15 protein-coding genes are annotated in these 21,006 nt (G+C 44.8%); all 15 read left to right on the forward strand.

What is annotated here, in order from left to right; genetic code table 11:
- The first annotated feature begins 8 nt into the window (after positions 1-8).
- The 15 genes from B5D42_RS11520 to B5D42_RS11585 all read left to right on the forward strand — a co-directional run bounded on the left by B5D42_RS11520 (position 9) and on the right by B5D42_RS11585 (position 20,940).
- Complete coding sequence (locus tag B5D42_RS11520; protein ID WP_078831664.1) at positions 9-581, forward strand: Pvc16 family protein; 573 nt, start codon at positions 9-11, stop codon at positions 579-581.
- A 67-nt stretch (positions 582-648) separates the two neighbouring features.
- Entirely contained in the window at positions 649-1,491 is an 843-nt protein-coding gene (locus B5D42_RS11525) for a hypothetical protein (protein WP_078831665.1), read from the forward strand.
- A 42-nt stretch (positions 1,492-1,533) separates the two neighbouring features.
- Positions 1,534-3,024: a phage tail sheath family protein gene (locus tag B5D42_RS11530; RefSeq protein ID WP_078831777.1), complete on the forward strand. Its 1,491-nt coding sequence runs from the start codon at positions 1,534-1,536 to the stop codon at positions 3,022-3,024.
- 45 nt (positions 3,025-3,069) lie between these two features.
- Positions 3,070-3,525: a phage tail protein gene (locus B5D42_RS11535; RefSeq protein ID WP_078831666.1), complete on the forward strand. Its 456-nt coding sequence runs from the start codon at positions 3,070-3,072 to the stop codon at positions 3,523-3,525.
- A gap of 41 nt (positions 3,526-3,566) precedes the next feature.
- Positions 3,567-4,022 (forward strand): phage tail protein, encoded by a 456-nt coding sequence (locus tag B5D42_RS11540; RefSeq protein WP_078831667.1) that lies wholly within the window; start codon positions 3,567-3,569, stop codon positions 4,020-4,022.
- A 41-nt stretch (positions 4,023-4,063) separates the two neighbouring features.
- The gene (locus tag B5D42_RS17890) at positions 4,064-4,231 is read left to right on the forward strand and encodes a DUF5908 family protein (protein WP_176112989.1); all 168 of its coding nucleotides are present in this window, start codon (positions 4,064-4,066) and stop codon (positions 4,229-4,231) included.
- A 3-nt stretch (positions 4,232-4,234) separates the two neighbouring features.
- The gene (locus B5D42_RS11545) at positions 4,235-4,933 is read left to right on the forward strand and encodes a CIS tube protein (RefSeq protein ID WP_078831668.1); all 699 of its coding nucleotides are present in this window, start codon (positions 4,235-4,237) and stop codon (positions 4,931-4,933) included.
- A gap of 3 nt (positions 4,934-4,936) precedes the next feature.
- Positions 4,937-6,739 carry a type VI secretion system tip protein VgrG gene (gene vgrG, locus B5D42_RS11550; RefSeq protein WP_078831669.1) on the forward strand — a complete coding sequence of 601 codons (1,803 nt, stop codon included), beginning with the start codon at positions 4,937-4,939 and terminating at the stop codon, positions 6,737-6,739.
- A 17-nt stretch (positions 6,740-6,756) separates the two neighbouring features.
- Positions 6,757-7,056 carry a PAAR domain-containing protein gene (locus B5D42_RS11555; RefSeq protein ID WP_078831670.1) on the forward strand — a complete coding sequence of 100 codons (300 nt, stop codon included), beginning with the start codon at positions 6,757-6,759 and terminating at the stop codon, positions 7,054-7,056.
- Positions 7,057-7,058: 2 nt separating this feature from the next.
- Complete coding sequence (locus B5D42_RS11560; RefSeq protein ID WP_078831671.1) at positions 7,059-7,478, forward strand: GPW/gp25 family protein; 420 nt, start codon at positions 7,059-7,061, stop codon at positions 7,476-7,478.
- 19 nt (positions 7,479-7,497) lie between these two features.
- Positions 7,498-11,325, forward strand: coding sequence for a baseplate J/gp47 family protein (locus tag B5D42_RS11565; protein ID WP_078831672.1), 3,828 nt, complete (start codon positions 7,498-7,500; stop codon positions 11,323-11,325).
- A 5-nt stretch (positions 11,326-11,330) separates the two neighbouring features.
- A complete protein-coding gene (locus B5D42_RS11570; RefSeq protein ID WP_078831673.1) occupies positions 11,331-12,116 on the forward strand; it encodes a hypothetical protein in 786 nt (261 codons plus the stop codon).
- 14 nt (positions 12,117-12,130) lie between these two features.
- On the forward strand, positions 12,131-15,070 hold the full coding sequence (locus B5D42_RS11575; protein WP_078831674.1) for a baseplate wedge protein: 2,940 nt from the start codon (positions 12,131-12,133) through the stop codon (positions 15,068-15,070).
- 24 nt (positions 15,071-15,094) lie between these two features.
- Positions 15,095-19,597, forward strand: a complete 4,503-nt coding sequence (locus B5D42_RS11580; RefSeq protein WP_078831675.1) for a contractile injection system tape measure protein — start codon at positions 15,095-15,097, stop codon at positions 19,595-19,597.
- Positions 19,588-20,940: an ATP-binding protein gene (locus B5D42_RS11585; RefSeq protein ID WP_078831676.1), complete on the forward strand. Its 1,353-nt coding sequence runs from the start codon at positions 19,588-19,590 to the stop codon at positions 20,938-20,940. The genes B5D42_RS11580 and B5D42_RS11585 overlap by 10 nt, the downstream gene beginning before the upstream one ends.
- Positions 20,941-21,006: the final 66 nt, after the last annotated feature.

The raw sequence follows: 21,006 nt of genomic DNA on the forward strand, positions 1-21,006 counted from the left end.
TAACTGTTATGATCTATGAAGCGATGAGCTGTATTGCGGATGAGCTCAATGAATATTTCCGTGCCCGGCTTAAGATCGCTGAAGACCTTGTGATATTGTCGGGCATTGTGAACCAGGATGGAACGGTTGCCATACAAGGCGAGAACAAGGTATTACTTACACTGATCAATATTGAAAAGGAGCCGAGTGTAAAAAGTAATGCTTTTGCCGGCGGCGCAAGAACGCTCGTGAATATGCCAACATCTATGAGCGTGAACATTTATGTGCTGTTCTCTTCGTATTTCAGTGCCGGTAATTACCCTGAAGCATTGAGGTTCACATCTTTCATTATGGCGTTCCTGCAGGAAAAACCTGTATTCAGTTCTGCCAATACACCGAGGCTCAATGCGGGAATTGAAAAACTGACATTCGAAATGGAAAGTCTCGGGTCTGAAAAGCTGAACAACGTGTGGGCTACGCTCGGAGCTAAATACATGCCTTCTGTTCTTTACAAGATCAGGATGTTAACATTCGACAGTTCTGTCATCCGCGAATACAGACCTCGCATTTCCGGTTCTGAAAGAGACAGCGAACCGGTGTAGTGCATTTTATTTAGTGCAGAACTGATTAAAAAATGAAGTTTTCTGAATAACAACCGTTAACGATAGTATGAACAGCCGTTTTGAAAGTTTATTCTCCGTACAGTTCGCACATGATTATACAGGTGGCGAATACCATGCCTTCAGTTTTTCTCCCACACCTGAAACCTCACGCGACCTGCAGCGCATGGGCCTGGTATTCAAAGCGAGACGTGATGGATTCTCTGTTGTATATGATACCATTTTTGCCGGCGACAAAAGAGAGAAGCTTGCATTGCTGAAAGAAGATCTTGTGCTGGTATTGAATATCGCAAATGCAGATCCCGACTTTTATATATATACAGCTGGCCTTGATGGCGACCCGGGAAAAATACCCGGTCGCTCATTGTTTTGTTTTACCAACGAAGCTGCTGCAGGAGAATCACCGCGTCATCAATTGCATGAGCAAGACTTTGTTTCTGAAAGAGATATCATTACACTGGAAGATTATCCGGAAACTTTTTTTGTGAAACCATTTGGTCAGTGCAGGATCAGAATGCACGAAGAACTGGCCGGACAGTTTGTTGTCCGTTTCGCCGCAAAGTCAACGTACTGGCGCTATTTGCTTGTAAGCGAACATCTTAAAGAACTTGATAGTCCTGCTGTTATTAATAAAGATACAGGTGAAGTTTTCGCAGGGCCTGAAATCATTACACTTCCTGATCAGCGTAGTGCGATCGCGTTCAGATCTGTTCAACCGATCATACTTACTTCAAAACCAAACAGATCATTTCAGCTTGTTGCAAATTACGATGCAGCAACCGGCAGATATCGCGTGGTGAAAAACCTTTTACCAAACCCTTTGCCAGGTGCTATTTCAGCAGTCGCATCAAGTGAAGATGAAAAATTAATTTTTTCTGAAATATTCTTATAATAATTTTTTGTCATTATATTGAGCGACAAAACAACCAAAGCTATGGCTGCAACACTAATGACACCTGGCGTTTACATTGAAGAAAAAAACGCCTTCCCCGGCTCGGCAGTTGCTGTAGAAACTGCAGTGCCCGTTTTCATCGGTTACACCGAGAAAGCAGAACGTAACGGTAAATCTCTCCGTTATAAGCCGACAAGAATTACTTCGTTTGCGGAGTATATTGAAATGTTCGGTGCAGGTTTTCATCCAAAGTTTAAAATTGCCGATGCTCCCGCAGGTACAAAAGAAGAAACCTTTGTACTGAACGGCGCAGAGAAGCTTGTGCAGATCAATGACAACAACACATTGTATTTCTACAACGCCATCAGGTTATTCTATTCAAACGGCGGAGCTGCTGCATACATCCTTTCAGTAGGTACGTATGCAGGGAAGGACAGCCTCGAAATCCAGATGGATGATTTCTCCGGTAATGATGTGGATGTTTTTACAATTCTTGAAAAAGAGCAGGAACCAACCCTGGTAGTGATCCCTGATGTTGCAGCTAAACCGGATCTCGCTATTCAGCTTTATATAAAAGTATTACAGCATTGTGCTAAAACACAAAGCCGTTTCGGAATCTTCGATGTACAGCAGGATAATTCACGTCCGGCTGCTGAAGATATATCTGCGTTCCGCGATGGCATCGGCACTAATTTCCTGAACTATGGCGCGGCCTACTATCCATGGCTGAAGTCAGCTGTTGTTCAACCTTCAGAACTTGATTTCACTGCACTGGATGCGTCGGTGGATTTAGGCGCGTTGCTGCCCGAAGAAGCGGCCAAGCAGGTTGTAACAAATATGAAAGCACTTTCTCCCGAACAGCTGGCAGCTTCCAGAACAAATGTTCACCAGTCGCTGAAAGCATCCAGTTCTACTTATGTACATGTACTGGAAGAGATAAGGGCTAAACTGAATCTCCTGCCGCCAAGTGCAGCTATGGCAGGTATCTATTCAATGGTAGATGCATCAAGAGGTGTATGGAAGGCGCCGGCTAACGTTTCTGTTAGTATGGTGAATGCACCTTCTGTTAATATTTCCAGCGAGCAGCAGCAGCAAATGAACGTTGATGTGATCGGCGGAAAATCAATCAATGTGATCAGGCCTTTCCCTGGTATCGGTACACTCGTTTGGGGTGCACGTACACTGGATGGGAACAGTCAGGACTGGCGTTATATCAACGTGAGGAGAACGCTGATCATGATCGAGCAGTCTCTGAAGCTGGCAACACGTGCTTATGTGTTCGAGCCGAATGATGCAGGTACATGGGTAACCATCACCAGTATGATCAACAACTTCCTGTTCAATTTATGGAAACAGGGTGCACTGGCCGGAGCAGCTCCCGAGCAGGCTTACAGCGTACAACTTGGTCTGGGTACTACCATGACGCCAAACGATATTCTCGATGGTATCATGCGTATCACCGTGAAAGTTGCCATCGTAAGACCTGCTGAGTTCATCGTGATCACATTCCAGCAACAACAGCAACAATCATAATAACAACAGCTCACAATCTTAACAAACTAACTTAAATAATATTTTATGGCAGAAAATGGTGCAACACAGTCGGCCTCTACATGGCCACTTGTTAAATTCCAGTTCTCAGTGAAAATAGGAAGCGACGAACTGTTCTTCCAGGAAGTAACAGGCCTTTCTTCTGAAACACAGGTAATCGAATACCGCGCAGGTAACAGCCAGGCATACTCTACAGTGAAAATGCCGGGTATCAAGAAATATGGCAACATCACGCTTAAGAAAGGCATCTTTAAAGATGACAAGAAGATGTGGACCATGTACAATGCGATCAAGATGAATACCATCGAAAGGGTTACCGTGGTGATCAGCCTGCTCGACGAAGCAAACGCAGTAGCCATGTCATGGAACCTGACCAATGCTTTCCCATGCAAGATGACAGTAACAGATATGAAATCTGATGCCAACGAAGCAGCGGTTGAAACCATGGAACTGGCGCATGAAGGACTTACTATCGTAGCCTGATAAACAGGCGGGAATTGATTTAGGGTACCAATAAATTAACCATGGCCACTGTATATCCCTATACCATTCCTGTCGGGTTTAGCTTTAAAGTGATCTTTCCGGCCCTCTTTTTTCTGGATGGTAACGAATGCAGCTTCCAGGATGTAAGTGGTATCAATGTCAGCATTACTACTACAGACATACAGGAGGGCGGCGTGAATACACTTTACAAGTTGCCGGAAAAAGTTAAATACGATAATCTTGTTTTAAAGAGGGGACTCCTCAAGAGTTCCTCTCTTTATTTATGGATGCGTAGCTCGTTCCGCGATTTTAGCTTTACACCGATGGATATTATCGTAAACCTGCAGGATGAAAAAGGAACGCCTTCCGTATCATGGGCATTCAGGAAGGCTTACCCCGTAGCATTGAAGATTTCAGATTTAAAAGCAATGGATAATGCCATTGTGATAGAAACGCTCGAACTGGCTTACAGTTATTTTGAACGTACGGATATATAGTTCGGGTATTATGCCAGGTTATTGATTTTAAAAACCATCCGATGCCTTTAGAGATCAGAGAATTAGTGGTGCGCGTTACTGTTAAGGAAAGCCAGACACAGCAGGCGGAAGCCGAACTCAATAAAAAACTGCAGGAGCTGAAAGCCAAAGTAGTGAAAGAATGTATGGAAAAGATTCTGGACCGGATGGATAGTTTAAATGCCAGGTAAAATATGAGTATTGCAGATACCATAATGGGATTGAAAAAAATCAAGATCGAATCTTTTGAAGATGCAGCCTGTTCTCTCTCCAAGAAAAAGGGTGAAATAGAAGCTTTTATCAATCCTAAATCTTACACTACCAAAAAAGTTATTGAATACAGTACGCCGGAAGTGATCAGCGACAGCGGTCAGACCTATTTCTTTTCCAAAATGGGTGATGAAACGCTGGTGTTTGATGAGATCATTGTAGATGGTACCGGTATTACAGAAAGCAGCACTACCGTTATCCCTCAGGATGTGGAAACCTATATCCAGGACTTCCAGGATATAGTTTGCGATTACAACGGCGATACACACGGAACCAATTACCTGAAAATATCCTGGGCAAAATTATCCTTCCAGTGTGTGTGTAAATCCGTAACGGTAAAGTATACACTGTTTAAACCGGACGGCACACCTTTACGTGCATCGATCACACTCGATCTGCAGAAGAATGTTGACTGGGAACAGAAAGCAAAGGAAGCGGGGAACAATTCTCCTGATCTGACGCACGTACGCACAGTTAAAGCCGGCGATACCTTGCCCCTGATGAGTTACCAGATCTATGGCGACAGTTCCTACTACCTTGAAATAGCAAGGGTGAACAAGCTTGCAGGTGTTAATGCCATCAAGCCCGGCGACCAGATCTATTTTCCTCCTTTGAAAAAATAAACCATGGCTGTAGCTACGCCTTTAACCAATATCAAAAGCCTCTCTTTACGGGTTACTGTAAAAGTAGATGGCACAGCCATTAAAGACGATTATGGTCTTGTTTCAGTGAATGTGCTGCATGCCATCAATAAAATATCCACCGCGGAAGTAGTGCTGGTAGGACCGATGAATACCAAATCCGGAGAGATCCCTATCACAGACGGAGCAGATTTTGATCCAGGCAAAGAGCTTGAGATCAGCGCCGGTTTCGGCGACAGCGGAGAGCAAACCATATTTAAAGGACTCATCGTTAAGCATGCCGCAGAACTCGACAATAAATCTCCCTTTAAAATAAAAGTATTCTGCAAGCATAAAGCTGTAACCATGACCTTCAATGAAAAAGAAGGTGTTTTTACAGAAAGCAAGGACAGTGATATCATTACCAAGATCACGGGCAATTATGGATTGAGTGCCGACGTAACAGCTACAACGGTTACTTACGAAGCCTGTTACCAGCGGAGATCTACCGACTGGGATTTTGTGTTATCTCGTGCAGATTTCAATGGCTTTATTATTTGCATGGATGGTGATTCTTTTACCGTCGGAAAACCCAAATTGTCTGAAACAGCCGTACAGCGTGTGGCAGTGGGCGAATCGATGATCAGTTTCGAAGCCGAACTGAATGCCGAGAACCAGCCAACCGCCATCAATGCATCCGGCTGGGATACCAAAACACAGGCCCTGGTGAAATCTGCCGCAGCAGAACCTTCAGTTAACAGCCAGGGTAATGTAACTGCAAAAACGCTGTCCGGAAAGCTGAGCCAGGCAGCGCTGAACCTGCTCACCCCAACACCAATGGCAACAGACGAGTTGAAAGTCTGGGCAGATGCAGCTTTACTGCGCATGCGTCTGAACGCCTGCAGGGGTAAAGTGAAATTTGTAGGCAGCGCAACAGTGAAAACCGGCAACATCATTGAACTGGCAGGCGTAGGAAAAAAATTCAACGGAAGTGCATTTGTATCTTCCGTTAATCATGTTATAGAAGCCGGTTCCTGGAATACCATTGTAAAATTCGGACTGGAAAATTCACAGATTCATAAGATGCCTGACTTTTCTTACGCATCTGCATCGGGGCAATTACCAGCTGTTCATGGCCTGCAGGTAGGAACAGTTAAGAAATTAAGCGAAGATCCGAAATCGCTTGCACGTATACAGGTAACATTGCCATCTTATTCAGAAACATCGCCGGATATTTGGGCGCGCTATGCAAATTTTTATGCAACAGGTGATGCGGGATCGGGTTTCTGGCCTGAAGTAGGGGATGAAGTGATTGTAGGTTTCCTGGATAATGACCCGCGTTACCCTGTAGTGCTCGGATCGGTATACAGTGATAAGAACAAATCGCCCAACCCGCCCGCAGATGAGAACAATTATATCAAATCGCTCACCACGAAAACCAAGATGAAACTTTCTTTCGACGATGAAAAGAAAGTGATCGTGATAGAAACACCAGGTGGGAATAAGATCACGATCAGCGATGAGGACAAATCGATCGAGATCAAAGACCAGAACAGTAATACGATTAAAATGTCATCATCGGGTATCGATCTCGATAGCGGCAAGGATATCAATATCAAAGCAACCGGCAGCATCAACATCAATGCCACGCAGAAACTCACGCTCGATGCCAAGCAGGATGTGGCAGTCAGCGGCCTGAACGTGAACCATACCGCTAAAGTGGGTTTCACCGCCAAAGGTAATGCTACGGCAGAGATTTCTGCTTCAGGATCTACCACTGTAAAAGGTGGAATGGTCATGATCAATTAAAAGATAAAAAACAGATTATGCCTCCAGCAGCAAGACTAACAGATATGCATACCTGCCCGATGGTTACACCGGGATTGCCACCGATACCACATGTGGGCGGACCGGTTATTGGCCCGGGAGCGCCTACCGTGCTGATCGGAAAAATGCCTGCTGCAGTGATGGGTGACAATGCTGTATGTGTTGGGCCTCCCGATTCCATCATCAAAGGTTCTGCAACCGTTATGATCGGCGGGAAGCCTGCTGCGCGCATGGGCGATACCACTGCGCATGGGGGTACAATCGTATTAGGATGTCCAACCGTAATGATAGGAGGCTAACTATGAATAACGAGATCAGTTCATTTCTGGGTACCGGCTGGAGTTTTCCGCCTGTATTCGACAAGTTCAGCAATTCGATCCAGATGGTATCTGAAGTGCAGGATATCGAAGAAAGCATCCGCATTATCCTGGATACATTTCCGGGCGAACGGATTATGCAGCCGGAATTCGGATGTTACCTGAAGCGGCTTGTTTTTGAAAAGATCGATGCGGCACTGATCCAGCAGATCAACGAAACCATCGGAAAAGCACTGCTTAATTTCGAGCCAAGGATCAAGTTTATCAATTGTGAAGTGCTCAATACCGATGATATCAACGGTATTCTCACACTGCGGATCAATTTTTCACTGATCATTACCAATACCAGACACAATATTGTATATCCGTTCTATATTACGGAAGGAACCAATGTGCAGCAATAAACTGCAATCAGGATAACAGATGAGTCAGAACGAAAGCTCTCATATCGCAGATGGAATAAGCCAGTCGGAGAGATATCCTCTTTCGCTCAGGCCAGACTTTTTCCGTATTGAAGAGCGGGAGAAGGAAGATCTGCTGAAATTTATCATCGAACTGTCGAGGCATTTCAACTATTACAATCTCAATAACGAAATTGATGGTAACTGGCAGGAATTCCTGATCGCGGATGTCAATATCATTTTAAGGGTATTGCCAAAATTCGGCATCAACAGTTATATCCGTCAGTACGACAATTTAAAGAACCGTATCATCCATGAAACGGATGAGAATGTGAATATCCGTTCACTGTCTGCATTGCTGCGTTTCATCGATACGTTCATTACTTTCCAGGTTACACTGCATCAGAAATTCCGCACAACGAGCAAAAGCGATCCTGGTATTTTCGAGTTCCGTAAGCTTGTGAAGGGATATGATGATTTTGATGAAGAATCGGAGGCATTAAAACGATACTATTACCTCGCAAGCCGTCATTTCGGTACAGGTATCCGGGTGCCGCTCCTGCGGAGATTTTCAGATGAGCAGGTTGCTGCTGCTGAAGCTGATACTGAACTGCAGCTGGATGGATCACACACACAGGCTCTGATCAACAATCTTCTTCCGTATATCGATAAGGTCTTTTACAGCCTCCGTTCCAAATACAACCGTTTGTCGGAAGCCGCTGAACTGTACCTGCACAAACAAAGATCAAAGGGCGACAGCTTCGAGCCGCATATTGCACTGCTGATCACATTTCTCGATCTGTATGAATATCTGAAAAAGGATATCAATTCATTCACAAAAAAACACCTCGACTTTTATTACAACAGAATACTGCAGCTGAATTATAAAGCAGCAATACCGGATAAGGTCAACCTTGTGTTTGATCTGAATCCGGCTGGCAACGCATTCCTGCTTCCGAAAGGTGAACTCCTGCCGGTTAAGAACCCTGCTTCGGGTACGGAGATCTTTTTCCAGACAGAAAATGATCTTTTTGTAACGAAAGCATCGATCAAAAAACTCAATACTGTTTATGTAAGTGAAAATGTAAAGATCCCGGCAAGAGCCGAAGAAGATGAAGATGTAAGGGAAATGCAGGTTTTTGTAGCGGATAATCCTGTTTACCAGCCGGATAATTTTTTGTCGGGCAGGAATGACACCCGTTCCTGGCCGCTGATTGGTGAAGACCAGGCGCAATTGTCGGCAGAGGAAAGATCGATGCTGCCGGCGGAGATCGCACTTTACATGGCATCGCCCTTATTGTACGCACGCGATGGTAAAAGGAATTTCAGGATACGCTTCTATATCAGTAAAAAAAGTTCGCAGCAGTTTATTGCGCATGTAAATAATTATGCAAATGTGTCGGGCACCAATCAGAAAGTGCTGATCTATGAAATGTTATCCAAAGCTTTCAATATCGATATTACCGGTGATGAGGAATGGATCAGCATTGAAAAATATACGGCTTCTTTTGACCCGGATATGGAAGGGGATCATTTTATCGAACTCGACTTTGAACTGAAGCATAATGATGCACCCACTGCTGTTTACAGTAAGGATATACACGGGTTTGAATATGATACGGAATGGCCGATGATCCGTTTTGTGATCAATAATGATTCCTTTCACAACCCGTATACCTTTTTAAAGGATATTCATATTGAACGGGTGGCTATACGTCTTTCCGTAACAGAGAGCGAACACCTCACCATGCGTAACAATGTGGGTGCAGTAAGCACAGCGAGCCCTTTCCAGCTTTTCGGGCCGATCGCTTCTGTAGGGTCTTACCTGGATATCCGGAATGGAAACATATTCAATTGTTATACCCGCAATTTTACGATCCGCATCAACTGGTTCGATCTGCCGAGGGATAAAGGCGGGTTTGAAGCATATTACAGGTCTTACGAACCAAAAGTGAAAAACGATTCCTTTAAAATTTCGATCAGCGGGTTAAATGAAGGTCGTTTTCAGCCTGCATTGAAGGATCAGCAATCTTTTAACCTCTTTGCCATCAATGATGAACCCGGCAGTAAAGGAACCGTCTGCCCGGTGACCAATATCAAACACATTGATTTCTCAAAAATACATTTCGATAACACGCCTTCTTTCAATAATGAAGACGAAGCTGCTGACGGCGATTTCAGAGAAGGTGCTGTGAGACTCGAATTCATTTCACCTGAAGATGGTTTCGGGCAGAAGATCTATCCCACATTGTTCTCCGAGATCATCATGCACAATGCCAAATGGTATAAACGTAAAATACCATTACCCAATACTCCTTATGCGGCTGTTGTAAAACGTATCACTGTCGATTACGTACTCGAACATTCGGAAGCGATCAGCGGTATGAACAAGGATTCGGAGAAAAACCAGAATCTTTGCCTCTGGCATCATGATTCTTTTGGCTACAGGCAGATCTATCCTGCAAAAGATGCTGCCGAAATGAGTTTTGTGCCTGTTGTGAAAGATCAGAGCAACCTGTTTATCGGTTTGCAGGACGTGCCGGAGAATGAAATACTGACCCTGCTCTTTCAACTGGAAGAGAGTAATTTTTATCATTCCAATTATGAAGCCGAACCTTTGCAGTGGAGCATCCTGCTCGACAATAAATGGGTACAGCTGGATAAGGCTGATGTACTCCTGGATGAAACGCTGAACTTTATCAACAGCGGCATCGTGCGGTTATACATTCCCGATCTTTCTGAAAAGCCCAGCACTATCATGGATCCTGCATATACCTGGATCAGGGCATCCTGTAACAACAGGGGAGAAGTGAGAACGAAACTGCAGGCACTGCATACACAATGTGTTTCAGCCTCACGCATCCTGAACAGTGAAGATATTACTGCAGAGCAACTGCATCTTCCGCCGGGATCTATACGCGAGTTTAAACGTAAAATACCGCAGATCCAGCAGGTGTGGCAGCCTTACCCTTCTTTTGGCGGAAGACCGAAAGAAACAGAAGATAAATATTATGTAAGGGCAAGTGAAAGATTACGTCATAAACAAAGGCCCGTAACAACAACGGATATTGCACAACTGATCCTTGAAGCTTTTCCTGACATACTCAAAGTGCATTGTTATGGCGTTGGGGCACATAATAATCTTGTTCTTCCGGGTTATGATATACAGGTAGTGGTCATTCCGCGCCTCATGGAAAATGTTTCCCTGGTAATGGAAGAACCCAAAGTTGCATTGGCGGGATTATATAAGATCAAAAAACTGATCAGTGAAAACATATCACCTTTTATCAAAGTTGATGTGGCAAACCCTGTTTATGAAAGAGTGAAAGTAGTGTGCAGTGTGATCTTCAGCGACAATTCTTCCAAAGCCAGCATCGGAAACAGTCTCAGCAGGCTGAATGAAGATATCTGCCGTTTCATATCGCCCTGGCTTTTCAGTGCCGATTCCGATGTGAAGATGGAAGGGCGGACTTACCTGTCGGAGATCCTGAATTTCATCAAGAACTGTTCTTATGTCAGCCATGTCACTTCTTTTTCCGTATTGCATTTTTACCATCAGTACAACCCGCAGACAGGCAGATACGACGCACGTGTGATCGATTCGGCTGTTGAAGCAACTGATTACCTGAAGGGATCTATTCCAAGCGCCATCCTGCTATCGGCTCCCGAACATGATATCACTGTATTGCAGGAAAAAGTCTATAAAAAACCGGAAGGCACCGGTATCGGCGGGCTTGTGATTGCGGAAGAATTACTGGTTGACGAAATCCATCATCAGGAAACAGATCAGGAAAACAATAACCAGGAACAGGAAGAATTATATAATTTCCATTTTAACCCTAATGCATAACAGGTATGAAAAATAAGGGAAACAACAAGTCTTTCGGTCGCGAAGATCTGAAGAAATACTTCAGGAACGGACAGATTCCTACCGAGAATCACTTCGGTTACCTGATCGATTCCATGATCAACAAACAGGATGATGCATTCCTGAAAGACAAAGACAACGGTCTTGTGGTTGCCACCATGGGGCCATCGAAGAAATTCATCTCGCTCTATAAAAATATTAATGACCTCGATACTTTTTTTGCTTTTGAAAAAGACGAGCAGGGGGTTGAGAGTTTAAAACTGAATCCTGTTAAGGAAGATGAGCAGACGGAAGAGGCGTCCAGCTTTTACTTTAATGTGGATGGCGCGTTGGGCATCGGTAAGAGAAGTCAGAAAGAACTGCGGCTGGATGTTGACGGATTCATGGGCTATAAAGGCCGTATGGGAACCTATGGCGCCGGTTTTGTTCCGGCAGACGGAAAATGGCATACGATCCTGGAGGGGCTCGATAACTGCAATGCATTTGAGGTTGTAGCCAGAACAGGAAAAAAAGGCTCGGGTAAATTCGCGATCCTGCATGCATATGCATTGAGTGCTTTTGGCAATTCGAGAAGCAGGATCAGGAAAACATCGGCACATTATGGTTTTTTCTGGAACAGGCTGAAGCTTCGTTTCAGGGGTACAACACATGATTATTGCCTGCAGATCAAAACGGGTAATAATTATGGGTCGGATGTAGACATTCATTACAACATTTCGAAATTATGGGATGATGAAGTTTTCATGCCCAAAGAATATTATAATTCGCTGTGATCAGGCCGGGTATTATGGAACTGGAAAAAACAAACGAATATCACCTCGAGAAGGATACGAATCAGGATTCTGCACAGAATTTTGACTTCCTGCGCGCGCGTGGTATCGAACTGCTGCAGCAATATGCGGGCAATACCTGGACTGACTACAACCTGCACGATCCGGGTGTAACCATACTCGAACACCTTTGTTATTCCATCACCGATCTTGCATACAGAACCGGTTTTGATATCGGAGACCTGCTGACGGAAAAAGACGGAACGATCGATCTCGCAAAAAACCTGTTTTTCCTCAAACACGAGATCCTGACTACGTCGCCGGTACTGGTGAATGATTTCAGGAAACTCGTTATAGACCAGGTGCCGGAAGTATACAATATCTGGATCGAGCCGGTGGTTTCTTCAGGATGCGGCAATTATGCAAAAGGATTATACAATATATCGATCCAGGTTACGAATGATGTGATCCAGGAAAGGTTTGAAGACCAGACACCTGAAGTGAAGCAGCAGTTCAAAAATGAGATAGCAGCGAAAGTGAGATCAGTATTGCTCACTGCACGTAACAGCGGATCTGATTTTGAATCTTTCTCCATCCTGGAGCCCTGCGACATACACGTTGAAGCAGACATCGTGGTAGATCGTCACATGATGCACGAAGACCTGCTGGCCCAGGTATATGATGTGCTGATTAAAGCATTGAATCCGCCGATCAGTTTTTACACAGAGAACAGCCTGCGGCAACAGGGAATGGAAACGGAAGAGATTTACCAGGGACCGTCTCTTGAACACGGTTTTATCGTTGATGCGGAAATGACCGATAAACTCACAGTAGTAGATCCGTCTGACCTTACCAAGGCGATACTCAGTATCGAAGGCGTGAGATATCTCCGCAAACTTGTGATTACCGCGGATGGAGAAACATATGATCATCGCCCGTTCTATCTGGATGCCGGCAGGTTCCCCCGTTTTATTTTTAACCTCGAAGAGCCAGCGATCCGTTTATTCAGCGACAGTTACGAAGTGATCGTAAAGAAAACTATCTTCTCGAGCCTGCTGCATAAAAAACTGGATGCCAATAAACGCCAGTTCATCAAAGGATATAATGATGCGGAAGATAATAAGGGAAAAGGTGAGTACAGGGATGTAACCGCTTATCACTCGTTTCAACATCTTTTTCCTCCGGTATACCGGATCAATATCGATGAAATAGAAGATACGGTAAAAGCACGACAGGAGCAGGATCCTTTACTGAAATCGAATAGAGCCAAGGCCAAACAACTAAAAGCATACCTCATGTTGTTTGAGCAGGTACTGGCCAATTATCTCGCGCAGCTGGGCAATCTAGGTGAGATCCTTTCGCCAAGCATCCACGCAGATAAAAAACACCATACCTATTTTGCACAGCCGCTCTACAGCGTTCCTGCGAGTGGCAATATTGTGTCAGATTTTATGGTTCCGGGAACAAGGCTGAACCATGTGGATTGGGATTTTTTCACGGCAGATGCGAATAACAGTTATGTTCAGTTCCTCGAATCAACAGTAGAGTCTGACGAAGTTTTCCGCGAAAGAAAAAAGAGGCTGCTCGATCATATGCTTTCCAGGTTCAACCAGAACCTTCTGAAATACCCATTGCAGTTATACGAAAGATTATATAAGCCTAAGGACACGGATGAAAGAACCATGGAATTGTTCTGGAAAGCCGATATCCTTCATAATATAGTAGCACTTACCGGTAAAAGGAACCAGGCTGCGGATTATACAAAAGCATACACGCAGGAAAATGCCAGCGGATTTGAACAGTTGATGAGCAAGCTTTTATATCTGCCGGAAGGAAACCGTAAAAGGATGGCTGAAGCTTATGTTCAGTCGCTTGGTAACGGAAGGTTATCCGTTGAGAAAGATCATACAGATCAACCTTTTGCTAAAAAAGGTATTTACGAACTGAACTGGGATGGGCAACGCCTGGATATGATCATATCCGACAATGAAGTGGAACGTCTTTTCACACGCGGCACTGAAGATGAAGATGCGCTGAATGGTAACTTCCAGATAGGCAGAAGAAATATCGGGTTCTTAAAAGATGGTATAGATCTGCAGCAATATAAGATAGGCCCTGAGATCAATAATAAAGGTTTTATTATCCTGTATCGTGCGCCCAACGAACGGCAGTGGAGCCGGGTTGGTAAATATGCCACACGTGAAGATGCGGTGAACGCATTGAATTATTTTACCGATTCCCTGAAAAAATTAAGCATCAATACAGAAGGGTTCCATTTGCTGGAGCATGTTTTACTGCGCCCGTCGCTGCAGTCCAGATCATTCGGTTTTTATTTTTATGATGAAAAAGGCGAAGTACTCCTGCGGCATAACAGGTGGTATAGTTTTGACGAAAGGGTACATGTGATCAGGGACGTGATTGAAACGGCATGCGGCGACTATACCAATGAAGAAATGACTGAGAAACTGGATAAGATCTGTGTGATCAATAAAACGGATGATAAAGCCTATCCCTGGTTTACGGCGCCGAGATATATCCTGGGTGCGGCCTCTGAAACAGATCATGTATTGCGGAAGATCAGGCATTGCATAGCCGAATCGCAGCGGAACACCGGAACAATATACCCTGCCTTTGTTAATATGGCAAGACGCGAGAATGGGGAAGAGATCGCTGAAGATTTTTTCAGGTTCAGAACAACGATCATAATGCCATCCTGGCCCGCGCGATTCCAGGATAAGGCATTCCGGAATTTCACCGTCAGCCTTTTCACAGAGAATAGTCCGGCGCATATGAGGCTCGATACAAAATGGCTGCCGTTAAGTGAAATGCAGGATTTTGAAGACCTTTACTTCAGATGGACAGAAGCCATCAAAACCGACCGGACCGGAAGCGATTCCCGTTTGCTCGGTGATCAGCTGATCTCTTTATTGCTCCTGAAAAAAGAAGCCGGTAAGTAATCTGTATAATTCAAGTTTATCACATTGGCAAGCCAGCATTTTTCAATTAACCAGCAGCTTTTTGAAATTGATTTTTTTTCAAAGGCAAAAGCATATGAGCTGCAGGACAGGATCAGCAGGCTTGTGAACGGACCATTACCCGAACAGGTGAACCGCTATCTTGAATCCGTTATACCTGAAGAGTTATTACTTAAAATAGACCAGATCAGGCTGGATATCGGCGAAGTGAATTACGAGAACCTGGAGCAGGAGCTGCTGACAAAATTCATGGATGCACTGATGGAGGAGATCGCAGCCAGGCTGAGAATGATCAACGATCCGGGGCTTTCAAAACAGGCTGGCATTACCGTTACGCATGCTTATTCTGGACATGCGGATCTGCTGGAATATTTCCTGCTTACAGGAAGCCTGCCCTGGTGGGCAGAACAGGCAACAGGCATCGGATCTGTTCTGGATATCCTGTTTAAAGATCATAGGACGTTATTAAGAGAACTGTTGCTGCGGATAGGGAGATATGAATATGTTCGCCAGCGCATCGTAAATCATTTCCGTGAAGACAGGATACGCAACATCATTGAAACACTGGAGCCGGTGGAGGCAGAATATATCTTCGGTTATCACGCCCAGGTTACAAGATTGCAGCAACGTGAGCAGATTGTAAAGACCGAAATAAAAATATTCGAAAAAGAAGTATGGCTTTTTATCCTTAATTATCTGCTGGCCGACAGGGGTGGAGAGTTCAACCGAAAGGCTTTTGTTAAAAATAACCTGATGCAGATCGCTGCAAGGTTTAATATTTCTTACAGGGAATTGCTGCTGTTGTTTTTTAAAGCCCTGAAAATTGAGCTGAGTCAGAATACGCACGAAACTTCATTGTTGCGCGTGATCGAAGAACTTGCAATGACTGACAGTGATATGGCTGCTCCGGAAATTACCAGGCCGGTTATACAGGATCCGGAAGAAAGCGATCACGACCTGCGTACTGTGACAGGAATTATTGAATTACTCCGTTATTATTTTGAACACGAAACACTTCCTGAATGGGCAGATGCGTACACCCGGGAGCAACTGGCCGCTTTTTTATTGCAGGCGGCTGGTAAAGCTCCTGAAACATTATCGGAGTTGCTGTTTGGCCGTAATGCTGCTGAAACAAATGCAGAAAGCATATTTGAACTGTTAGGCACGGCCGGCACAAAAGAGCTCCTGTGGCGCATACTTCCGGCGGGAAAAGAGATCAGCCGCATAGCAACCACATTTGAGATATTGCAGTCGGGGAGACCGCTGGTTAATGCCAGTGCACGTTCTTTCGCCGAATCCATCTGGAAGATATTGCTGAATGTATTGATCTCTTTCGGAACTTCTGCGGTGGCCGGACCGGTTATTATAGAAGCGGTCATTCGCGGCATAAAAAAGCAGTATGATATTCAGACAGAAGCGCTTGCCGCTCATATAAGTGAAGCGATGCAGGAAATAACCCGGAAGAGAGCAGGTAGTATTGCGGGTTTTGAAAATGTAAAAACCGCAGTGCAATCTTACGTTGAATCGGTAAGGGGACAAACAGCGGCTGTTTTTAATATTGATCCAGAAGATGCAGAGGATAAGTATCCCCGCTCAACAAGCCTGCGTGATCTGCTGCGGTTTCTCCTGGCGCGTGGTGCAATGCCGTGGTGGGCTAAACAATATTCAGGTTACCCGGCTGCGGCGCTGCTAAGGCAATTACTGGCGCAAACCCCTTACGATGCATTATGGATCTTTCAATGGGCGCAACTTTCCCCGGTCGCAAAAAAAAGATTCCTGCAAAATATACCCGAAGATCTTGTACTGGATGTGATCCGGCAATTACCGGCTGCATCACACGCAGTCCGTTTATTCCGCCAGGCAAAAATGATGACAGGTGTTGCTCTTCCGCAGCCTGATCCTGTTTTGTTATTGCAGGTATTATGGGATGAACTTGCAGATCAGAATTATCTTACCGTTTCTTACACAGGATTTTACACAAAACTCATCAGCAGGATTGCAGCCTTGCCCGGATATGATGCAGAACAGGCATTGACATTATTGCAGAGATTTGCTGAAACATGGAACGGAAATGAAGTAGTGGCCGAATTGGAACAATGGTTGATCTCATTTCAGCAAATAGCCGGTTCTGAACAGCAAAAACGAAAACCATACAGTACACGTCATCAAAAGCCAGGCGATGCTTTCATATTGCAGGAATACCTGTTGTCAGCTTCGGTAATGACGGCCATACCTGCAGAAAGTAACGAAGTGTCAATTGTTCGTGAATGGCTGGCGGCAGCTGATGTAACAACCCGTACTTCCATCGCTGATAAGCTTTTCAACAGCCTGCTTTATTATATTGAAAACGGAAGACTCATTCCTGGTACAACAATCACTGATCAGGGATCTCTGAAAATTCTGCTTGCAAGGTTGATGATACTGGCTTTTTATACAGACAGGAACAGGTTGATGAAATTGCTTGAGACCAGTCCTGCGAATGACAGGCAATTACTGGCTATCGTACAATTGACAGGGGCTTTAAAAAGATCAGCCGGTGAGCAGGAAAAAGAGGTCTTTTTATTTTTATCTTCTGTTGTACAACAATGGATCTATCCGTTCGATGAGCTATACAGGGCATTCACTTCTGCCGGGGATATATCAATGGAAATGCCTGCCGGTAAACGAAGAAGCGGAAAGCGCTTCCCGCTCGACATTGGTATCTTGCCTGAATCGCATGATCCGGATCAGCAGGACATTGATACGGTATCCATAAACGCAGTCAAAGCAATAGCTGAAGACAAGGATCCCCGTAAAGAAAGCGAAGTTGTAAATGAAAATGATCCGCCCGAAAATATTTCAAAACAGCAATTGTTGGCCCTTCGGTCAGAAGATGTATATACAGCTCAATTGCCGGCAGGTATAGAAAAACAATTATTACAGCAAAATGCCGCAGAAGATATACCGGCTGCCCGTATTGCAATGTTCTTTCTTGAAAAGGAGGATGTAGCAGGTCTGGCAGAATTATACGATGCGGCTATCGCTGTACTGATCTATTTCCTTTTATGGAATCGTCTTCCTGCAAAATTTGCAAGGGTAAGCAGTTCAAAAGAAAACGAATTGCTTCGGGAATTGGTACGCTTTGCATTCCGCCGCAACAGGCAGGCACTACGCCAGATCGTGCATAATGATGAATACCAGCCCGCAGCAATGACCCGCCTGTTCGCGATGGTTGAGCAAGGAGCCGAAATGACAGACAGAGAGCTGGTTTCGTTCCTGTTACCCCTGAAACAGGAAGCCTTCCGGCGTTTATTGAAACAGCAGGACATTACAGTTGTGATCGCTTATATGCAAGAACAGCATGCAGATGCCGCGGCAGCGATCGCTTTACTTTCCCGTGGAAATATTTCTGCCCGTGAAACGCAAAAGCTACTTGCCAGCGATACTACCTTAATAGCAATAAGCGAATACGCTGAGCCCTGGCTATTCAATCAGCTGATGCAGCAAAGCAATTACCAGCCGGTTCCGCAGTTTCAGTCGCTGGTGCAAAACATGCTTCATATTCTTGAACACGCATTTACAGACAGCCTGGTTCGGGAGAAAATGATCCGGTTGTACAAGTTGTATAATCTTAAAATGGCTGCACAACAACAGTCGTTTAATAACAGCTATGATTATTTCCTGGCGTTTTTCCGGTTCGCGGGAGAATACCAGTCGCCGGTAACCACAATCTGGCAACAAGTACTGGATCATTTGTCAGATACTGACAGGTCTGGTGTGAATACCGGTACAGCAGAAGAGGCCAGTATGCGACGCGGGCTGCGATTCTTGTTGCGGCAGGAACAAGACATGGAAGTGATCAGGAACGATGCATATGTTCAGGATAGGAATGGGGCTGCAGCAACTGAAAACAGTGCATCCGAATTGGACAGGATCAAAGAAAAGATCCGCGGCGAATTGCTTCGTGAGAAAAACAGGGAAGAGGAGGCTGAGAAAAAGCAGGCCCAGGAAAAACTAAAAGAAAGGAAGACAAAGCTTTATATTGCCAATGCAGGTCTTGTGATCCTTCACCCGTTTTTCAGCACTTATTTTTCACGACTCGGACTATTGGAAAAAGGGCAGTTCCCTGATCCGGTAAAACAGGAACGGGGTGTATTGTTAATGCAGTATCTTGTAACCGGAAGACAGGAATTCGAAGAACATGAACTGGCGCTCAATAAAATCCTGTGCGGTATGGATCCGGATACCCCTGTTGCGGTTGAAATTACTGTAACCGATGAAGAACAAACACTATCCGATGAATTGTTCGAAGTGTTGAAGCAGCAGTGGAGTAAGATGAAAAACAATTCCATACAGGGAATCAGAGCATCCTTTCTTCAGCGGGAAGGCGCACTGGAAGAAACGGAGGATGGCTGGTCGCTCCGCGTGGAACAGCGCGGCTATGACATGTTATTGCAAACACTGCCCTGGGGTTATGGTTTCATTAAAACCTCATGGATGAAAAAAATACTGACTGTAGAATGGATCTGAAATTAAGTTCCGATAATGCCAAAACACTGAACACTGAAATGCAGTGGCTGAGTCATGTGATCGATACCCGGTTCAAACTTTACTGGGGACAGGATTGCGAGTATACAGATATCTACGATATTCCGCCACCGGACCTGACGAATGATAGTTCTGTTTATGGGCAGATCGTACGGCATTATAAAATGAATATCAGCGAGCGGCTGGTTTTATTGCTTTCACTGGCTCCCCATATACAACCGCATGTGCTGGATGTATTTTATGTGAAAAATGCGAATTACGACCGGGGATTTACAGAATTCGGAGGTGTCAAAGGGCAGAACCACTCAGGATTTATACCTACCGGAGAAACAGTAGCATTCGTACTGGCAGCCAATGACCTTGACAAGCGTTTCCTGCTCTTCGATATTTTCAGTGAAGATCACTATTTCGGAAAATTCAGGATACTGAAACTGACAACAGGTCATGCGGATGAGCCATTTCTCAGCGGAATGCTCACTATTTCCGCAGAATACCTGAATTATTTCATTAAAGGCACTTCCCAGAAACCGGATTATAATGTGAATTTCCCTGCAAAGAGGCTTGAGACAAAGCTCGACTGGGAAGACCTGGTGCTGGATGATGCAGTGCTCGATGAAGTAATGGAGATCCGTGACTGGATCGAACACGGGGACACCTTGCTGAACGACTGGGGATTAAATAAAAAGATCAAACCGGGTTATCGCAGCCTGTTTTATGGCCCACCGGGAACCGGTAAAACATTGACGGCTTCATTGCTTGGTAAAAGCACCGGGCTGGATGTGTACCGCATAGATTTGTCGATGGTGGTATCTAAATACATCGGAGAAACGGAAAAGAACCTGGCGGGTATATTCGACCAGGCACAGAACAAGAACTGGATACTCTTTTTTGATGAAGCAGATGCCCTGTTTGGTAAAAGGACACAGACCAGCAGTTCCAACGACCGCCATGCGAACCAGGAAGTGTCTTACCTGTTACAGCGTGTGGAGGATTTTCCGGGCGTAGTGATCCTCGCAACAAATCTGAAAGCCAACCTGGATGATGCGTTCACAAGACGCTTTCAGTCAATGATCTATTTCTCCATGCCCAGTCCTGTACACCGGAAAAAACTCTGGCAGCAGGCATTCTCCGACAAAACGGTAATGGAAGACAAGGTAGACCTGGAGGAAATTGCCGAGAAATATGAACTGGCGGGAGGCGCCATCATTAACGTGGTGCGTTATTGTACCCTGATGGCATTGAAACAGAACACCAATGTGATCAGGAATGCGGATATTCTCACCGGTATCCGCAAGGAGTTTGGGAAAGAAGGGAAAATTGTCTGACGAGTCCGGGAAAAATACCCCGTACGGTAGATAAAACAATCGCTGAAAAAATGTAATTTAAGCCCT

Origin of the sequence: Sediminibacterium ginsengisoli (assembly GCF_900167075.1) — a bacterium.
Lineage (GTDB): Bacteria > Bacteroidota > Bacteroidia > Chitinophagales > Chitinophagaceae > Sediminibacterium > Sediminibacterium ginsengisoli.